Source organism: Buttiauxella sp. S19-1, assembly GCF_022134725.1.
GTDB lineage: Bacteria > Pseudomonadota > Gammaproteobacteria > Enterobacterales > Enterobacteriaceae > Buttiauxella > Buttiauxella ferragutiae.
Window position 1 is genome coordinate 1 of sequence record NZ_JAHWLU010000067.1, and the last position, 15,892, is coordinate 15,892.

At 48.3% G+C, this 15,892-nt stretch carries 24 protein-coding genes; 6 read left to right on the forward strand and 18 right to left on the reverse strand.

The annotated features are described in order from the left end of the window. Window positions 1-297: 297 nt before the first annotated feature. Window positions 298-852: a gamma carbonic anhydrase family protein gene (locus MES37_RS14985; protein ID WP_064543005.1), complete on the forward strand. Its 555-nt coding sequence runs from the start codon at window positions 298-300 to the stop codon at window positions 850-852. Here MES37_RS14985 and MES37_RS14990 read toward each other — a convergent pair. The 6 genes from MES37_RS14990 to dprA are packed head-to-tail and all read right to left on the reverse strand — an operon-like array spanning window position 828 to window position 4,619. Next, window positions 828-1,085, reverse strand: coding sequence for a DUF1488 domain-containing protein (locus tag MES37_RS14990; RefSeq protein WP_064543003.1), 258 nt, complete (start codon window positions 1,083-1,085; stop codon window positions 828-830). The two genes, MES37_RS14985 and MES37_RS14990, sit on opposite strands and share 25 nt — an antisense overlap. Further along, entirely contained in the window at window positions 1,082-1,900 is an 819-nt protein-coding gene (gene aroE, locus MES37_RS14995; protein WP_064543001.1) for a shikimate dehydrogenase, read from the reverse strand. The genes MES37_RS14990 and aroE overlap by 4 nt, the downstream gene beginning before the upstream one ends. Window positions 1,901-1,903: 3 nt before the next feature. Then, window positions 1,904-2,476: an L-threonylcarbamoyladenylate synthase type 1 TsaC gene (gene tsaC / locus MES37_RS15000; RefSeq protein WP_064542999.1), complete on the reverse strand. Its 573-nt coding sequence runs from the start codon at window positions 2,474-2,476 to the stop codon at window positions 1,904-1,906. Window positions 2,477-2,482: 6 nt separating this feature from the next. Further along, window positions 2,483-3,025, reverse strand: a complete 543-nt coding sequence (locus MES37_RS15005) for a DNA topoisomerase family protein (protein WP_237931888.1) — start codon at window positions 3,023-3,025, stop codon at window positions 2,483-2,485. 24 nt (window positions 3,026-3,049) lie between these two features. Next, entirely contained in the window at window positions 3,050-3,523 is a 474-nt protein-coding gene (smg, locus tag MES37_RS15010; protein WP_064514233.1) for a DUF494 family protein Smg, read from the reverse strand. Then, complete coding sequence (gene dprA, locus MES37_RS15015; RefSeq protein ID WP_237931892.1) at window positions 3,495-4,619, reverse strand: DNA-protecting protein DprA; 1,125 nt, start codon at window positions 4,617-4,619, stop codon at window positions 3,495-3,497. Before dprA ends, smg begins: the two co-directional genes overlap by 29 nt. Before the next feature lie 128 nt (window positions 4,620-4,747). Here dprA and def point away from each other — a divergent pair, with 128 nt between their 5' ends. The 5 genes from def to mscL all read left to right on the forward strand — a co-directional run bounded on the left by def (window position 4,748) and on the right by mscL (window position 9,591). Continuing rightward, entirely contained in the window at window positions 4,748-5,257 is a 510-nt protein-coding gene (gene def, locus MES37_RS15020; protein WP_064542990.1) for a peptide deformylase, read from the forward strand. A 21-nt stretch (window positions 5,258-5,278) separates the two neighbouring features. Further along, window positions 5,279-6,226 carry a methionyl-tRNA formyltransferase gene (gene fmt / locus MES37_RS15025; protein WP_064542988.1) on the forward strand — a complete coding sequence of 316 codons (948 nt, stop codon included), beginning with the start codon at window positions 5,279-5,281 and terminating at the stop codon, window positions 6,224-6,226. A 76-nt stretch (window positions 6,227-6,302) separates the two neighbouring features. After that, window positions 6,303-7,592, forward strand: coding sequence for a 16S rRNA (cytosine(967)-C(5))-methyltransferase RsmB (gene rsmB, locus MES37_RS15030; RefSeq protein WP_064542986.1), 1,290 nt, complete (start codon window positions 6,303-6,305; stop codon window positions 7,590-7,592). Between the two features lie 48 nt (window positions 7,593-7,640). Continuing rightward, window positions 7,641-9,017: a Trk system potassium transporter TrkA gene (gene trkA, locus MES37_RS15035; protein WP_064542983.1), complete on the forward strand. Its 1,377-nt coding sequence runs from the start codon at window positions 7,641-7,643 to the stop codon at window positions 9,015-9,017. Between the two features lie 160 nt (window positions 9,018-9,177). Further along, the gene (gene mscL / locus MES37_RS15040; RefSeq protein ID WP_064542981.1) at window positions 9,178-9,591 is read left to right on the forward strand and encodes a large-conductance mechanosensitive channel protein MscL; all 414 of its coding nucleotides are present in this window, start codon (window positions 9,178-9,180) and stop codon (window positions 9,589-9,591) included. On the opposite strand, the gene MES37_RS15045 is transcribed toward mscL, so the two are convergent. The 12 genes from MES37_RS15045 to rpmD all read right to left on the reverse strand — a co-directional run bounded on the left by MES37_RS15045 (window position 9,545) and on the right by rpmD (window position 15,886). Further along, the gene (locus MES37_RS15045) at window positions 9,545-9,808 is read right to left on the reverse strand and encodes an alternative ribosome-rescue factor A (RefSeq protein ID WP_237931890.1); all 264 of its coding nucleotides are present in this window, start codon (window positions 9,806-9,808) and stop codon (window positions 9,545-9,547) included. The genes mscL and MES37_RS15045 overlap by 47 nt on opposite strands. 62 nt (window positions 9,809-9,870) lie before the next feature. Next, complete coding sequence (zntR, locus tag MES37_RS15050; protein WP_064543007.1) at window positions 9,871-10,290, reverse strand: Zn(2+)-responsive transcriptional regulator; 420 nt, start codon at window positions 10,288-10,290, stop codon at window positions 9,871-9,873. Window positions 10,291-10,296: 6 nt separating this feature from the next. After that, the gene (locus MES37_RS15055) at window positions 10,297-10,665 is read right to left on the reverse strand and encodes a DUF1992 domain-containing protein (protein ID WP_133522085.1); all 369 of its coding nucleotides are present in this window, start codon (window positions 10,663-10,665) and stop codon (window positions 10,297-10,299) included. A 114-nt stretch (window positions 10,666-10,779) separates the two neighbouring features. Then, window positions 10,780-11,166 carry a 50S ribosomal protein L17 gene (gene rplQ, locus MES37_RS15060; RefSeq protein ID WP_034461760.1) on the reverse strand — a complete coding sequence of 129 codons (387 nt, stop codon included), beginning with the start codon at window positions 11,164-11,166 and terminating at the stop codon, window positions 10,780-10,782. A 40-nt stretch (window positions 11,167-11,206) separates the two neighbouring features. Continuing rightward, on the reverse strand, window positions 11,207-12,196 hold the full coding sequence (locus MES37_RS15065; protein WP_034461761.1) for a DNA-directed RNA polymerase subunit alpha: 990 nt from the start codon (window positions 12,194-12,196) through the stop codon (window positions 11,207-11,209). A 25-nt stretch (window positions 12,197-12,221) separates the two neighbouring features. Next, the gene (gene rpsD / locus MES37_RS15070; RefSeq protein ID WP_034461762.1) at window positions 12,222-12,842 is read right to left on the reverse strand and encodes a 30S ribosomal protein S4; all 621 of its coding nucleotides are present in this window, start codon (window positions 12,840-12,842) and stop codon (window positions 12,222-12,224) included. Between the two features lie 31 nt (window positions 12,843-12,873). Continuing rightward, on the reverse strand, window positions 12,874-13,263 hold the full coding sequence (gene rpsK / locus MES37_RS15075; RefSeq protein WP_002438687.1) for a 30S ribosomal protein S11: 390 nt from the start codon (window positions 13,261-13,263) through the stop codon (window positions 12,874-12,876). A gap of 16 nt (window positions 13,264-13,279) precedes the next feature. Continuing rightward, entirely contained in the window at window positions 13,280-13,636 is a 357-nt protein-coding gene (gene rpsM / locus MES37_RS15080) for a 30S ribosomal protein S13 (protein ID WP_034461763.1), read from the reverse strand. Window positions 13,637-13,782: 146 nt separating this feature from the next. After that, window positions 13,783-13,899, reverse strand: a complete 117-nt coding sequence (gene rpmJ / locus MES37_RS15085; protein ID WP_000868187.1) for a 50S ribosomal protein L36 — start codon at window positions 13,897-13,899, stop codon at window positions 13,783-13,785. Between the two features lie 30 nt (window positions 13,900-13,929). Further along, on the reverse strand, window positions 13,930-15,261 hold the full coding sequence (gene secY, locus MES37_RS15090; RefSeq protein ID WP_034499015.1) for a preprotein translocase subunit SecY: 1,332 nt from the start codon (window positions 15,259-15,261) through the stop codon (window positions 13,930-13,932). Between the two features lie 7 nt (window positions 15,262-15,268). Then, entirely contained in the window at window positions 15,269-15,703 is a 435-nt protein-coding gene (gene rplO, locus MES37_RS15095; protein WP_034461765.1) for a 50S ribosomal protein L15, read from the reverse strand. A 3-nt stretch (window positions 15,704-15,706) separates the two neighbouring features. After that, the gene (gene rpmD / locus MES37_RS15100) at window positions 15,707-15,886 is read right to left on the reverse strand and encodes a 50S ribosomal protein L30 (protein WP_004846568.1); all 180 of its coding nucleotides are present in this window, start codon (window positions 15,884-15,886) and stop codon (window positions 15,707-15,709) included. Between the last annotated feature and the right edge of the window lie 6 nt (window positions 15,887-15,892).

The following is a 15,892-nucleotide window of genomic DNA, read 5'->3' on the forward strand; positions in this document are numbered from 1 at the left end:
GGTGGCGTATATTACGCTTTCCTCTTTCAGAGTCAACCCTTAATTTCAGGATATTTGACTCTCATCGCCGCCGTTACTCTGTGATGTTGTTCACATGTTCCGTGTCGATGGAGGCGCATTATAGGGATCTCTTTTTATTGCACAACTCTTTTTTCGATCTTTTCTTCCGACTGATTAGTTTTCGCCCTTTTCGCTGTGATCGTGTTCGATCTGCCCTGTTTTTGATGCTTTACCTCCTTGCCATAGGCTAAGAAAGCAGCCACAGTCTATCTATAAAGAGAACTGTCAGAGGTATTTATGTCCGCAGTATTACGACCTTTCCAAAAAACTTATCCTGAAATAGGCCAGCGCGTGATGCTTGATAGCTCAAGTGTTGTCATTGGTGATGTGCGCCTTGCCGATGATGTGAGCATTTGGCCATTAGTCGCTATTCGCGGCGACGTAAACTATGTGGCTATTGGCGCACGTAGCAATATTCAAGACGGTAGTGTGTTACATGTCACGCATAAGTCTTCTTATAACCCGGAAGGTAATCCGCTTGTTGTTGGGGAAGATGTGACTGTTGGGCATAAGGTTATGCTGCACGGCTGCACGATCGGAAACCGCGTGCTTGTGGGGATGGGATCGATTTTGCTTGATGGTGTAGTAATAGAAGATGATGTCATGATCGGTGCGGGAAGTTTGGTACCGCAGAATAAGCGTCTTGAAAGTGGTTACCTCTACTTGGGCAGCCCGGTAAAACAGATCCGTCCTTTAAAATCTGAAGAACTCGAAGGCTTAAAATACTCAGCCAATAACTACGTTCGCTGGAAAGATGAGTATCTCGCTCAGGAAAGCCAGACGCATCCTTGATTGTCCTCCTCACCTGCGGCAATTAGCTCCTCAGCTTCATCTTCCAGATCCCAGCGGTTTTGCCGAAAAAGCTCGAGCCATGATTCTTTATTATCGCCACCATAACGGCTGGCGATAATTTCCCCGGTAATCCCACACATCACCTGAAAACCATTTACTAATGCAGGGAAACAGATCGCCTGAAGTTGATCGTCCCATTGTTCACGGTCGGGAAATTGGATCGCCTGGTTCACTGCGCCATTTCCTGCTTTAGCTTCTCTATAACTGGGGCGATTTCAGGTAACACACCGTGCCACAAGAAAAAGGCATGCGCAGCCTGCCCCACCAGCATCCCCAAACCATCTGCATAATGTTGAACGCCGTGCTGTTTACACCAATGCAAGAAGGGGGTTTCGCCCTTTTGGTAGAACATGTCGTAGCAATGAACATTGTGCGAAAGCAACGATGCTGGAATAGCAGGAATGTCACCGGCAATACCACTGGAAGTCGCATTAATGATGAGATCAAATTGATGCCCCTCCAGTTCAGATTGTTCTAAAGACTGGATGCTGCCCATATGGTTAAACAATTGTGCGAGTTCCTGGGCCCGTGAAAAGGTGCGATTGGTGATCGTCACTGCGCAATCAAGCGAGAGCAGCGGCAATAGTACGCCTCTTGCCGCGCCACCAGCGCCAAGCAGCAAAACACGTCGGCCCGGTTCTATAAGCGATAAGCGTTCGAGATCGGTTAATAACCCAATCCCATCGGTGTTATCGCCTAACAGACGACCATCTTCCAGGCGCTTGAGGGTATTTACCGCGCCAGCTAACGCAGCGCGTTCTGTTAGCTCATCGGCCCGGGCGAATGCCTGCTCTTTGAAAGGGACCGTAATGTTGATTCCTTTACCGCCCGCCAGGAAAAAGTGCTCAAGTGTTTCAATAAAAGCATCAACAGGCGCAAGCACGCGGCCATAGGGATGCTCAATTTGTAATTGCTCAGCAAACATCTGATGAATTTGCGGAGATTTGCTGTGCTGAATGGGATTACCAAAAACGGCGAAGGTTTCCATTATTTACCCCTGGCGGAAAAGTTCGCCGGTCAAAGCGTCACGGATTTCAGAAGGATTCTGTCTGCCACCGGTATCGCCACGTAGCACCGGGAAATCATCGCCAAATTGCAGCAAGACTTCATCGGCAGTACGGCAAGGCGGCAGCCCGGACAGATTGGCACTGGTAGACACCAAAGGTTTGCCATAAGCCAAACACAGCTCACGAACCAATGGGTGGTCAGTCACCCTCACCGCTAAAGACTCAAATCGGCCTGTTAGCCAGCGCGGTGTGGATGGCAGTGCAGGAAAGACAAAGGTCACAGGCCCCGGCCAGCAGGAAAATACTGCATCTCGCTGCATTTGAGTCAGGGTTGCACTATCTATATAAGGAAGAAGCTGCTCGAAATTCGCAGCGATCAGAATCAGACCTTTGTCGACGGGGCGATGTTTTAGTTCAAGCAAACGCATGACGGCCACTTCGCTGTCGGGATCACAACCGACACCAAAGACAGCTTCGGTTGGATAAGCGATGACTTGTTGTTGTTTTAGGGCGGCAACGATCTCTACGAGTTGCTCTGATTGCAGGTTTGTCTTCACAAGCTTTTATTCCGCCGTTACCGGCTTTCCACATTGTTTACTGGCACAGAATTGCTTTAGCCCCTGCGCCGTTTTCTTTTCGATAAGTAAAGGATAGTGACATGCAGTGCATTCACCAGCCATCGGTTTGCTATTTATAACAAACTGGCATGTTGGATAGCAGTCGCACGACCAAAAGGTTTTGCCGAATCGAGAGCGTCGCTGGACTAATTTCCCTTGCTGGCATTGAGGGCAGCTGATTGCTGTTTCATCAGGCTTGTCGATGACTTCCGAGTGTTCACACGTTGGATAATCACTACAACCGATAAACATGCCAAAACGCCCCTGCCGCAACACAAGGTTTTTCTGGCATACAGGGCAAAGCTGACCTTCAAGCACTTTAACTACGTGGCCATCAGCCTGGCTTTTTAGCGGGCGTACATAATCGCATTCCGGATAATGGGAGCAGCCAAGAAAAGGGCCGTGTTTACCGGAACGAATGACTAACCCTGCCCCACATTGAGGGCAGGGTTCATTTTTAGGCACAGTGAACAGTGCTGATTTGGTCATAACATCTCATGCTGCGACTTTAATTTAGTGCAGCATACCTTCATTTACTTCGAAGAGTAATTCTTCCATTTGTTGGTAAGCGTTTTCGCAACCCGGAATATTGAACAGCACCATCAGCACCACCCACTTTAAATCTTCCAGCTCGAACTCGGCGGTGTCTAATGCTAATACTCGCTCAATGACCATTTCACGGGTTTCGAGGTTCAGCACCTGAATCTGTTCAAGGAACAGTAAAAACCCCCGACAAGTTGCATCAAGTCGCTGGCATTCCTCTGCGGTATACATACGCATTGAAAGTGGGTCAGCGGCCAGTTGCATGGGTTCAGTCAGACCTTCCTGATAGTCCGCCAGTTTTTCAAGCCATACAAGAGCGTTATAAATGTCTTCATGATCAAAACCGGCGTCGGCGAGATCACGTGTCAATTTATCTTGATCAACTCGCATTTCCACTTCGTTGTGGATGTAGGTTTCAAATAAGTACATTAGTACGTCGAACATGGCATGCCCTCCTCAATCGGACATAGCCGCCGGGTACAGCTGCGATCCATCCTGCTAACTCCAGTTCGAGTAGCTGGGCTACCGTCTCTGGCACAGGTTGGCCGGCACGTTCAGCGACGACGTCAACAGGTGTAACCTCATCTCCTACGTTAGCCAACAGCTCAGGAAATGGCAATGTGCGATCCCCCTCATTGTATGAATATATTAATGCTTTGTGAGGTGAAGGAAGCCATTGCAGTTCGTTTTCCAGGTGCTCGAGTATGTCCGAAGGATGGCTTACCAGTGTAGCGCCTTGCTTAATCAACCAGTGTGGCCCTTCACTGCCGGGGCTACCCACTGCGCCCGGTAACGCAAACAGTTCCCTGCCTTGCTCGAGTGCATAACGGGCCGTGACCAGCGATCCACTGCGCTCACTGGCTTCGACAACAAATACCGCACGACTCAGCCCACTGATGATGCGATTTCTGCGCGGGAAATTGCCCGGATAGGGAGAGGTCGTTAGAGGAAATTCAGAGATAATCGCCCCTCCTTCCGCAATTATTTGTTCGGCCAATTGCTTATGGCGCCTGGGGTAAACTCCAGCCAGCCCATTCCCCAACACCGCGATGGTTTTCCCGTGAACGTTTATTGCCGCGCGGTGCGCCACCGCGTCAATACCCAGAGCCAAACCACTGGTTATCGTTAACCCGGCAGTAGCTAATGGTTCGCAAAACATCCGGCACCACCGCTCGCCATATTGGGAAATATTGCGATTACCCACTACGGCGAGTTGGTTACTGGAAAGAAGCTCAATATCCCCCCTGACAAATAAAGCTGCAGGGTAGCAATCTATTGCACGCAACTGAGCTGGATAATGCTCACAGTCGGCCGTGAGAAGATGATGATCAGGTACTTCAAGCCAGTCCAATGACTCTTCCAGTTCTTTGCCACTAAATTCCAGAAAATGAGAAATCTGCTGGGTAGATAAGCCTGCTCTCGTCAGAGAAACAACCGAACACTCAGGCTCCTTCAACAAGAAATGGGCAATTTTTAATAGCTTATCGCCACTCAGGCTTTGAACCGCCATCAGACGTAACCAGATCTCTTTTGGTGGCATCTCATCCTCCTGCCATAAGCTATAAAAGCAATCCTTGCGATTGGTCACTGATGCTGTCAATCAGGCCGGGAAATGTCTAGAATAGAGGTAATAATCTTTCTATCAATTGAACACAGCTCTGGATATTTATGTCAGTTTTGCAGGTATTACATTTCCCGGACGAGCGCCTTCGCACTGTGGCGACTCCGGTCAAAGAGGTGAATGCGGAGATTCAGCAGATTGTCGATGACATGTTCGAGACAATGTACGCTGAAGAAGGTATTGGCCTTGCAGCAACACAGGTGGATATCCACCAACGAATTATTGTGATTGATGTTTCTGAAAACCGCGACGAGCGCCTGGTTTTAATCAATCCAGAGCTGCTGGAAAAAAGCGGTGAAACCGGCATCGAAGAGGGTTGCCTCTCTATTCCAGAACAACGTGCGTTAGTGCCTCGTGCCGAACGAGTCAAAATCCGTGCACTGGACCGTGAAGGTCAGCCGTATGAACTAGAAGCCGATGGCCTGCTTGCTATTTGTATTCAGCACGAAATGGACCATCTGGTTGGCAAACTGTTTGTCGATTACCTTTCACCGTTGAAACGTCAGCGTATTCGTCAGAAACTGGAAAAAATGGCTCGTCTGAATAAGAGCGCCTAATCCATCACAAAAGGGAATAATGTGTCTGATTCACTGCGTATTATTTTCGCCGGTACCCCTGACTTTGCAGCGCGTCATCTTGACGCGCTGTTGTCTTCTCAGCACCAGGTTGTTGGCGTATTTACACAACCCGACAGGCCCGCTGGGCGTGGCAAAAAGCTGATGCCGAGCCCTGTAAAAGTACTGGCGACTGAAAAGAATATCCCTGTTTTTCAACCCGCCTCTTTACGTCCGGCCGAAAATCAGGAACTGGTTTCCAGCTTGAACGCCGATGTCATGGTGGTTGTAGCTTACGGCCTGATTCTGCCAAAAGCAGTTCTGGATATGCCACGCCTGGGCTGTATTAATGTTCATGGCTCGCTGCTGCCACGCTGGCGTGGTGCGGCACCTATCCAGCGGTCGTTATGGGCTGGTGATGCCGAAACTGGCGTGACCATTATGCAAATGGACGTGGGTCTGGATACTGGCGATATGCTGGTGAAACTCTCCTGCCCAATTGAAGCCACTGATACCAGCGCAACACTCTACGATAAGCTGGCAAATCTTGGGCCACAAGGGTTACTGGAAACGTTAAACCAACTGGCTACAGGGCTTGCAACACCAGAAGTTCAGAGCGAGGAATTGGTCACGTACGCGGAGAAACTCAGCAAGGAAGAGGCTCGTATCGACTGGTCGCTATCTGCTGCACAACTTGAGCGTTGCATCCGCGCCTTTAACCCATGGCCAATGAGTTGGCTGGAAATTGACGGCCAACCAGTCAAAATCTGGCAAGCATCAGTAATCAATCAACTCACTGACGCAGCGCCTGGAACCATCATTGAAACCAATAAACAGGGTATTCAGGTGGCAACCGGCGAAGGGATTTTAAATCTGGAATCCCTTCAACCAGCAGGAAAGAAAGCAATGACTGCTCAGGATCTCCTGAACTCTCGCAGCGAATGGTTTAAGCCAGGTGCACTTCTCGCCTGATAAAAGAAATTCTTTGCGCCCAGGCCAAACACCTGGGCATTTTTGTTTTTAAGCGCCGGAAAACCAGAGCGTGGTTATGAAAAAAACACTAAATCTTCGCAGTATGGCCGCACAGACGATTGAACAAGTTGTGGAAAAAGGTCAATCACTCAGTAATGTGCTGCCTGCGGCGCAACACAAAGTTTCTGATAAAGATAAAGCATTGCTTCAAGAGCTCTGTTTTGGTGTATTGCGCACTTTGCCGCAACTCGAATGGCTGGTCAGCAAGTTGATGTCCCGCCCAATGACCGGTAAGCAACGCACCATTCACTATTTAATTATGGTGGGTTTTTATCAGCTGCTTTATACCAGAATTCCTGCCCATGCCGCTCTTGCAGAAACCGTTGAAGGTGCGGTTGCAATTAAACGTCAATCGCTCAAAGGTTTAATTAATGGCGTTCTGCGCCAGTTCCAGCGTCAGCAAGAAGAACTGATGGTAGAAGCCTCTAAACACGAGAGCCGTTTCCTGCATCCAACATGGCTACTGCAACGTTTGAAAAAATCCTATCCAAATCAATGGCAATCCATAGTTGATGCGAATAATCAGCGCCCACCAATGTGGCTGCGTGTTAATCGCCAACACCATACTCGTGAAGAATGGATGGCGTTACTGGCTGAAAGCGAACTGGAAGGTCATATTCATCCTCAGTATCGCGATGCGGTACGCCTGGAAACGCCAGCACCTGTTCATACCTTACCTGGTTTTGAACAAGGGTGGGTTACCGTTCAGGATGCTTCAGCACAAGGTTCGGTAGATCTACTTGATCCGCAAAATGGTGAGATGATCCTTGATTTATGTGCAGCACCTGGCGGCAAGACGACTCATATTTTGGAAGCAGCCCCTAAAGCGCATGTGATGGCGGTCGACATTGATGAACAACGTCTGAAACGTGTACACGAAAACCTTCAGCGCCTGGGTATGACAGCAGATGTGAAATCTGGTGATGGACGATTTCCTGAACAATGGTGCGGCAACCAACAATTTGACCGTATTCTGCTTGATGCTCCTTGCTCAGCTACCGGTGTTATTCGCCGCCATCCAGATATCAAGTGGTTGCGCCGTGACAGGGACATTGCTGAATTAGCTGAGTTGCAGAAAGAGATTCTTGAGGCTATTTGGCCAAGACTAAAATCGGGTGGCACACTGGTTTATGCTACCTGCTCTATCCTGCCAGAAGAAAACTGGCAACAGGTAGCGGCTTTCCTGGCACAGCATCCGGAAGCACAACTGGTTGAAACCGGTACGCCTGAAAAACCAGGGATCCAGAATCTCCCTTCTCCGGAAGATGGTGATGGCTTCTTTTACGCTAAGCTAATTAAAAGCTGATTCAGGTTTGCTGAGTCTTAGGTTTCATCACCAATGAAGCTATAAAAAATGAAAATAATCATTCTCGGTGCGGGCCAGGTCGGCGGCACACTGGCAGAAAACCTGGTAGGTGAAAACAACGACATTACTGTTGTTGATACCAATCAAGATCGTCTGCGCAGCTTGCAAGATAAGTTTGATTTACGCGTTGTGCAGGGGCATGGCTCGCATCCACGCGTTTTGCGTGAAGCCGGCGCAGATGATGCCGATATGCTGGTCGCAGTAACCAGTTCGGACGAAACGAATATGATTGCCTGCCAGGTAGCGTATTCGCTTTTTAATACTCCAAATCGTATTGCGCGTATCCGTGCTCCAGATTATGTGAGGGATGCCGAGCGCTTATTTAACGCCGAAGCGGTGCCAATTGACCACCTAATCGCACCTGAACAGCTAGTTATCGACAATATTTATCGCCTTATTGAGTATCCTGGTGCACTACAGGTTGTTAATTTTGCCGAGGGGAAAGTTAGCCTTGCAGTGGTGAAAGCCTATTATGGCGGCCCGTTAGTGGGCAATGCACTTTCTACTATGCGTGAGCATATGCCGCATATTGAAACTCGCGTTGCTGCTATTTTCCGACACGACAGGCCAATTCGTCCGCAAGGTTCAACTATTGTTGAAGCCGGGGACGAAGTATTTTTCATTGCCGCTTCTCAGCATATTCGAGCGGTAATGAGTGAATTACAACGGCTCGAGAAACCCTATAAACGTATCATGCTGGTCGGTGGAGGGAATATTGGGGCGGGTCTCGCGCAACGTCTTGAAAAAGACTACAGCGTTAAACTCATTGAGCGTGATTCGCAACGCGCGGCCGAACTGGCTGAAATGTTGCAAAACACTATTGTTTTCTATGGTGATGCCTCAGATCAGGAATTATTAGCCGAAGAACATATTGAACAAGTCGATTTGTTTATTGCCGTCACTAACGACGATGAAGCAAATATTATGTCCGCGATGCTAGCGAAGCGTATGGGTGCCAAGAAAGTTATGGTGCTTATCCAGCGCAAAGCCTACGTTGACCTGGTTCAAGGTAGCGTGATTGATATTGCTATTTCACCACAACAAGCCACCATTTCGGCTTTGCTCGGGCACGTGCGTAAAGCCGATATCGTCGGTGTTTCCTCTCTGCGTCGAGGTGTAGCTGAAGCGATTGAAGCCGTTGCTCATGGTGATGAAAGTACTTCACGAGTTGTCGGTCGTTCAATTGATGAAATAAAACTTCCACCAGGAACAATTATTGGCGCAGTTGTACGTGGTAATGACGTCATGATCGCTAATGACAATTTGCGTATTGAACAAGGCGACCATGTAATTATGTTCCTGACAGATAAGAAATTTGTCAGCGATGTAGAAAGATTGTTCCAACCAAGCCCATTCTTCTTGTAATACTATTTGGCGGGGAATTTCTCCGCCAAGCTATTCCAACAATTCTAAAAACCACCATGTTATTAAGGAATTAGCATCAAAATCTTATTACCATAATGTAATGGCAATCGGGTTATCATTTGTTAAACTTATTAACGTCAGCCAGTACAAGGAGAGAAAAATGAGCATGTTAAAAGAATTCCGCGAATTTGCTATGCGTGGGAACGTTGTAGATTTGGCAGTGGGTGTGATTATTGGGGCAGCATTCGGGAAAATTGTTTCATCATTGGTTGCGGATATTATTATGCCGCCACTTGGATTGCTGATTGGGGGCGTTGATTTTAAGCAATTCGCCTTAATTCTACGACCTGCGGCTGGTGATATTCCAGCAGTGGTTATGCATTACGGTATCTTTATTCAAAATATCTTTGATTTCGTGATTGTTGCTTTCGCAATTTTCCTGGCAATCAAAGGAATGAATCAATTGAACCGCAAAAAAATAGAAGAACCTGCAGCGCCAGCGGCACCAACTAAAGAAGAAGTATTACTTAGCGAAATCCGCGACCTGCTAAAACAACAGAACGAGCGAGTTTAATTGCGCTAATTAAACGAGGAAGGCCAGTGGTAAAAAAGCAATTTGCTTGTTTGCCACTGGCCTCCCAGTTACCTTTTTTACCATGCTTAACAGTACGCTGATAGCTTCCCTTCCCTTTCTTATTCTGCTCAACTCGCTGACGAAACAGCGGGTCATGTAACAAAGCCTCAATGGCATTATCTTTGATGACCCCTTTCTTATGCTGATATTTACTCATACAAACTCCAGATTGTTTAAAATAACGGCGCAAGTGTATGCTCGTATTTGCTGAATCGCAATTTATTCTTTTCTCCGACTTGCACCTTGTTCAAGGGCCTCAAGAATTGAACAATATGCAGTGCTGTGAGCACTTCCACAACAAGCATCATTGAGTCTCTGCAACGATCGTCGCATATGCTGAAGTTCTTTTATTTTAGACTCTACTTCTACAAGCCTCGACTGCACGATGCTCTTTGACTCCTGACACGTGTGATGTTCAGGATCAATTCGGATCGACAACAACTCGCGGATAGTTTCCAGTGTAAAACCTAATTGCTTGGCGTAACGAATGAACTTCAGACGCTGCAAATCACTTTCACTATAAAGCCGAAAACCACCTTCAGTTCTGACTTCATGATCCATCATTTGCTGTTTTTCATAGTAACGTATGGTGTCAGGAGTTACATCCGCCAGTCTGGCCAACTCTCCAATGCGAAACATGATCATTCATTCCTCATCAATTTTATGAAGTAATTTGTCGGCATATTCACCGCGAAGAAAATCGGTGCTCATACCTGCCTGTTGCAGTTTTAACTCAAGTAATGCCAGTTTCTTACTTATACCCAGGTACTCTGAATTTTCTCGATCAATTGAATGAAGAAGCTCATTTAGCTCAATGGCATCTTTTCGTTGCTGGAGTACCGGAGGTAAACAACCCGAGTTTTTCAAAATACGCCAGGCTACTCGAAGCTCTGGTGGAATAAATGAATCATCGTCGAGTTTAAGAGGAGCACCGGAGCCCCGTAGAGAGTCAAACTCCCCATTGCGTTGCGCATCAAGAATATGACGTTCTGACCACTGGTCGATTAACCACATAACTTATGTCGGCGTTTGTTAGAGATGAAATAAAGATACGATGAATTGATGCATGAAGGGAAACTACAGATATAAAAAAACCGGGCAAGCCCGGTTTTTCCATGTTACTACAGATTACTCTGCAGCAGCTTCTGTTTGAGACTCGGCGCGATCAACCAGCTCGATGTAAGCCATCGGAGCATTGTCACCTGCACGGAAGCCACACTTAAGAATACGAGTGTAACCACCAGTACGGGCTGCAAAACGCGGACCCAGTTCATTAAACAGTTTTGCCACGATCTCGTTATCACGAGTACGGGCGAATGCCAGACGACGATTAGCAACGCTATCAGTCTTGGCAAGAGTAATCAGCGGCTCAACTACGCGACGCAGCTCTTTCGCTTTAGGCAGAGTCGTCTTGATGATCTCATGACGAACCAGTGAACCTGCCATATTGCGGAACATAGCCTGGCGATGGCTGCTGTTGCGGTTCAGTTGACGACCACTCTTACGATGGCGCATGACCTTATCCTTCTCAGTAAAACCTTAACCTGTGATCCGGTTACTCGTCAGCGATGCTTGCCGGTGGCCAGTTTTCTAGGCGCATGCCCAGAGACAAACCACGGGAAGCCAGCACATCTTTAATCTCAGTAAGAGATTTTTTACCCAAGTTAGGCGTTTTGAGCAGCTCAACTTCGGTACGCTGTACCAGATCACCGATATAGTGGATAGCTTCTGCCTTAAGGCAGTTAGCAGAGCGGACAGTCAATTCCAGATCGTCAACAGGGCGCAGCAGGATCGGATCGAATTCTGGTTTCTCTTCTTTAACTTCTGGCTGACGTACATCACGTAAATCAACGAAAGCTTCAAGTTGTTCAGCCAGAATGGTTGCCGCACGACGAATCGCCTCTTCAGGATCGATTGTGCCGTTGGTTTCCATTTCGATGACCAGCTTATCCAGGTCGGTGCGCTGTTCTACACGCGCAGCTTCAACATTGTAGGCAATTCGCTCTACAGGGCTGTAGCAGGCGTCGACCAGCAGACGGCCGATTGGGCGCTCATCTTCTTCCGAATGAATTCGGGCAGAGGCCGGCACGTAACCGCGACCGCGCTGAACTTTGATACGCATACTAATAGATGCGTTCTCATCGGTCAGGTGGCAGATCACATGCTGCGGCTTGACGATTTCGACATCACCATCATGGGTGATATCGGCTGCAGTCACAGGGCCAATGCCAGACTTATTCAGAGTAAGAATAACATCATCTTTACCTTGAACTCTCACCGCCAGCCCTTTCAGGTTGAGCAGGATTTCCAGGATATCCTCCTGAACGCCTTCTTTGGTGCTGTACTCGTGTAGTACACCATCAATCTCAACCTCTGTCACCGCGCAACCCGGCATCGATGAGAGCAGAATACGGCGCAGTGCATTACCAAGAGTATGGCCAAAGCCACGCTCTAAAGGCTCAAGGGTCACCTTGGCGTGCGTCGAACTCACTTGCTCGATATCTACCAGGCGCGGTTTTAGAAACTCTGTCACAGAACCCTGCATTGTGTCCTCTCTTTGGTACTAAGCTTTACTTGGAGTAAAGCTCGACGATCAGGTGTTCGTTAATGTCCGCAGACAGATCAGTACGCTCAGGCTTACGCTTGAACACACCTTCCATCTTAGCAGCATCAACTTCCAGCCAGGTTGGCTTTTCACGCTGTTCAGCCAGCTCCAGAGCGGCCTTCACGCGAGATTGCTTTTTGGCTTTCTCACGGATGCTAACTACGTCATTCGGAGTTACCTGATAAGAAGCGATGTTAACAACGCGACCATTTACCATTACTGCTTTGTGGCTAACGAGCTGACGTGATTCTGCACGAGTAGCACCGAAGCCCATACGGTAAACAACGTTGTCAAGACGACCTTCCAGCAGAGCCAACAGGTTTTCACCGGTGTTGCCTTTCAGACGAGCTGCTTCTTTATAGTAGTTACGGAACTGACGCTCCAGAACACCGAACATGCGGCGAACTTTTTGCTTTTCACGCAACTGCACACCATAGTCAGACAGACGCGGTTTACGCGCACCGTGCTGGCCAGGAGCTTGTTCAATTTTACACTTGGTATCGATCGCGCGAACACCAGACTTCAGGAACAGGTCTGTGCCCTCGCGACGGCTCAGCTTGAGCTTAGGACCCAAATATCTTGCCATTTTCTTTCTCCAACATTCCTAAAAACGAGCGTTATACGCGACGTTTTTTCGGCGGACGACAACCGTTGTGAGGGATCGGAGTCACATCAGTAATATTAGTGATGCGGAAACCAGCGGCGTTCAGAGCACGAATGGTAGATTCGCGGCCTGGACCCGGTCCCTTAACCATAACTTCCAGGTTCTTGATACCGTATTCTTTCACGGCTTCTGCGCAACGCTCTGCTGCAACCTGAGCTGCGAACGGAGTCGATTTGCGAGAACCACGGAAACCGGAACCACCGGCAGTTGCCCAACCCAATGCGTTACCCTGACGATCAGTAATAGTAACGATAGTGTTGTTGAAAGAAGCATGGACATGAGCCACGCCGTCAGAGACTTGTTTTCTTACACGCTTACGTGCACGAATTGGTGCCTTTGCCATTATTCAATCACCCCGATTATTTCTTGATCGGTTTGCGCGGACCCTTACGGGTACGTGCGTTGGTCTTCGTACGCTGACCGCGCACTGGCAGACCACGACGATGACGCAAACCGCGATAGCAACCAAGGTCCATCAGACGCTTGATGCTCATACTCACTTCACGGCGCAGATCACCTTCAACGACAAATTTGGCAACTTCGTCACGCAGCGTGTCGATTTGTTCTTCAGACAGCTCTCTGATCTTAACATCTTCAGCGATACCCGCCGCGGCACAAATTGCCTTTGAGCGAGTCTTGCCGACACCGTAAATCGAAGTTAACGCGATTACGGTATGTTTTTGATCAGGAATGTTAATGCCTGCTATACGGGCCACTATGCACTCCTACTATTTAGATTATGCGTCCCATACCGAAAAGCCCGTTTTCAGGATACTCAAATGGAAACGCATAGACATACAAAAGATTGGCTGGCTAATCTAGCCAGCTCAACCCAACTTTGCAAGAAAAATATGCGAGATAATCAGCCTTGACGCTGTTTATGCTTCGGTTCGGCGCTGCAAATCACGCGAATAACACCGTCACGCTTAACGATTTTGCAGTTACGACATAATTTCTTGACGGAAGCACGAACTTTCATTTTTACTCTCCGTAACTTCTCAAGCGACTATTAACGGCCGTAGCCTTTCAGATTCGCTTTCTTCAATGCAGACTCGTACTGACTAGACATCATCAGAGTTTGCACTTGAGCCATAAAGTCCATGATAACCACGACAACAATGAGCAGCGAGGTTCCACCGAAGTAGAAAGGCACTTTCATTGCGTCACGCATGAACTCCGGGATTAGGCAGATAAAGGTAATGTACAACGCACCAACCAAGGTCAGGCGGGTCATTACTTTATCAATATACTTCGCCGTTTGTTCTCCCGGACGAATTCCTGGTACAAATGCACCGGACTTCTTCAGGTTATCTGCTGTTTCACGAGGGTTGAAAACCAACGCCGTATAGAAGAAACAGAAGAAGATGATTGCAGACGCATAGAGTAACACATAAAGCGGTTGCCCAGGCTGCAAATACAGCGAAATTGTAGTCAGCCAGTTCCAACCGGTTCCGCCCCCAAACCACGATGCAATCGTTGCAGGGAACAGAATAATACTGGAAGCAAAGATTGCTGGAATAACACCAGCCATATTCACTTTCAGCGGTAAATGCGTGCTCTGCGCAGCATAGACACGACGACCTTGTTGACGTTTTGCGTAGTTTACCACAATGCGGCGTTGACCACGTTCAACAAAAACAACGAAGAAGGTCACTGCGAATACTAGTACTGCAACCAACAGCAACAGAAGGAAGTGCAGGTCGCCTTGCCTTGCTTGCTCGATAGTATGGCCAACGGCCGGCGGCAAACCCGCAACAATACCAGCGAAGATTATGATTGAGATACCGTTGCCGATACCACGCTCAGTAATCTGTTCGCCCAGCCACATAAGGAACATCGTTCCCGTGACAAGACTCACAACAGCGGTGAAGTAGAATGCAAAGCCTGGGTTTAACACCAGGCCCTGCATACCAGGCATATTCGGTAAACCGGTAGCAATACCGATCGACTGGAATATTGCCAGCACCAGAGTTCCGTAACGGGTGTACTGACTAATCTTACGACGGCCAGATTCCCCTTCCTTCTTCAACTCTGCTAACGCTGGGTGAACCACCGTTAACAGCTGGATAATAATCGATGCCGAAATATACGGCATGATACCCAATGCAAAGATAGAAGCACGGCTGAGTGCACCACCAGAGAACATGTTAAACATTTCAATGATAGTGCCTCGCTGTTGCTCAAGCAGTTTGGCAAGTACAGCGGCATCAATACCAGGGATCGGAATAAAAGAGCCAATGCGGAAAACAATCAGCGCACCGATAACAAACATCAGTCTGCGTTTCAGCTCACCAAGCCCGCCTTTAGCACTTTGAAAATCTAATCCCGGTTGCTTTGCCATCTGCTACTTATTCCTCGATTTTACCGCCAGCAGCTTCGATAGCAGCACGAGCGCCTTTAGTGACACGCAGGCCGCGAACAGTTACCGGACGAGAAACCTCGCCAGACAGAATCACTTTCGCGAATTCAATCTGAATACCGATAATGTTTGCTGCTTTCAGCGTGTTCAGGTCAACTACGTCGCCTTCAACTTTCGCCAGATCAGAGAGACGAATCTCACCGGTGATCATTGCTTTGCGAGAGGTGAAACCAAACTTCGGCAGACGACGGTACAACGGCATCTGACCACCTTCAAAACCACGACGTACGCCACCGCCAGAACGAGAGTTCTGACCTTTGTGACCACGACCGCCGGTTTTACCGAGGCCAGAACCGATACCACGACCCAGACGCTTGGAAGCGTGCTTAGACCCTTCGGCCGGAGACAGAGTATTTAAACGCATCTCTTACTCCTCAACTTTAACCATGTAGGAAACCGCGTTGACCATACCACGTACAGCAGGAGTATCCTCGCGCTCTACGGTGTGGCCAATACGACGCAGACCCAGGCCAAGCAGCGTTGCCTTGTGTTTCGGCAGACGACCGATTGCACTGCGGGTTTGTGTAATTTTAATAGTCTTTGCCATGGTCAA

Coding starts and splice junctions, on each gene's coding strand:
- MES37_RS14985 (WP_064543005.1), top strand. CDS start 298: ATGTCCGCAGTATTACGACCTTTCCAAAAAACTTATCCTGAAATAGGC.
- aroE (WP_064543001.1), bottom strand. CDS start 1,900: ATGGAAACCTTCGCCGTTTTTGGTAATCCCATTCAGCACAGCAAATCT.
- MES37_RS15005 (WP_237931888.1), bottom strand. CDS start 3,025: ATGACCAAATCAGCACTGTTCACTGTGCCTAAAAATGAACCCTGCCCT.
- smg (WP_064514233.1), bottom strand. CDS start 3,523: ATGTTCGACGTACTAATGTACTTATTTGAAACCTACATCCACAACGAA.
- dprA (WP_237931892.1), bottom strand. CDS start 4,619: ATGCCACCAAAAGAGATCTGGTTACGTCTGATGGCGGTTCAAAGCCTG.
- def (WP_064542990.1), top strand. CDS start 4,748: ATGTCAGTTTTGCAGGTATTACATTTCCCGGACGAGCGCCTTCGCACT.
- rsmB (WP_064542986.1), top strand. CDS start 6,303: ATGAAAAAAACACTAAATCTTCGCAGTATGGCCGCACAGACGATTGAA.
- trkA (WP_064542983.1), top strand. CDS start 7,641: ATGAAAATAATCATTCTCGGTGCGGGCCAGGTCGGCGGCACACTGGCA.
- mscL (WP_064542981.1), top strand. CDS start 9,178: ATGAGCATGTTAAAAGAATTCCGCGAATTTGCTATGCGTGGGAACGTT.
- MES37_RS15045 (WP_237931890.1), bottom strand. CDS start 9,808: ATGAGTAAATATCAGCATAAGAAAGGGGTCATCAAAGATAATGCCATT.
- zntR (WP_064543007.1), bottom strand. CDS start 10,290: ATGTTTCGCATTGGAGAGTTGGCCAGACTGGCGGATGTAACTCCTGAC.
- MES37_RS15055 (WP_133522085.1), bottom strand. CDS start 10,665: ATGTGGTTAATCGACCAGTGGTCAGAACGTCATATTCTTGATGCGCAA.
- rplQ (WP_034461760.1), bottom strand. CDS start 11,166: ATGCGCCATCGTAAGAGTGGTCGTCAACTGAACCGCAACAGCAGCCAT.
- MES37_RS15065 (WP_034461761.1), bottom strand. CDS start 12,196: ATGCAGGGTTCTGTGACAGAGTTTCTAAAACCGCGCCTGGTAGATATC.
- rpsD (WP_034461762.1), bottom strand. CDS start 12,842: ATGGCAAGATATTTGGGTCCTAAGCTCAAGCTGAGCCGTCGCGAGGGC.
- rpsK (WP_002438687.1), bottom strand. CDS start 13,263: ATGGCAAAGGCACCAATTCGTGCACGTAAGCGTGTAAGAAAACAAGTC.
- rpmJ (WP_000868187.1), bottom strand. CDS start 13,899: ATGAAAGTTCGTGCTTCCGTCAAGAAATTATGTCGTAACTGCAAAATC.
- secY (WP_034499015.1), bottom strand. CDS start 15,261: ATGGCAAAGCAACCGGGATTAGATTTTCAAAGTGCTAAAGGCGGGCTT.
- rplO (WP_034461765.1), bottom strand. CDS start 15,703: ATGCGTTTAAATACTCTGTCTCCGGCCGAAGGGTCTAAGCACGCTTCC.
- rpmD (WP_004846568.1), bottom strand. CDS start 15,886: ATGGCAAAGACTATTAAAATTACACAAACCCGCAGTGCAATCGGTCGT.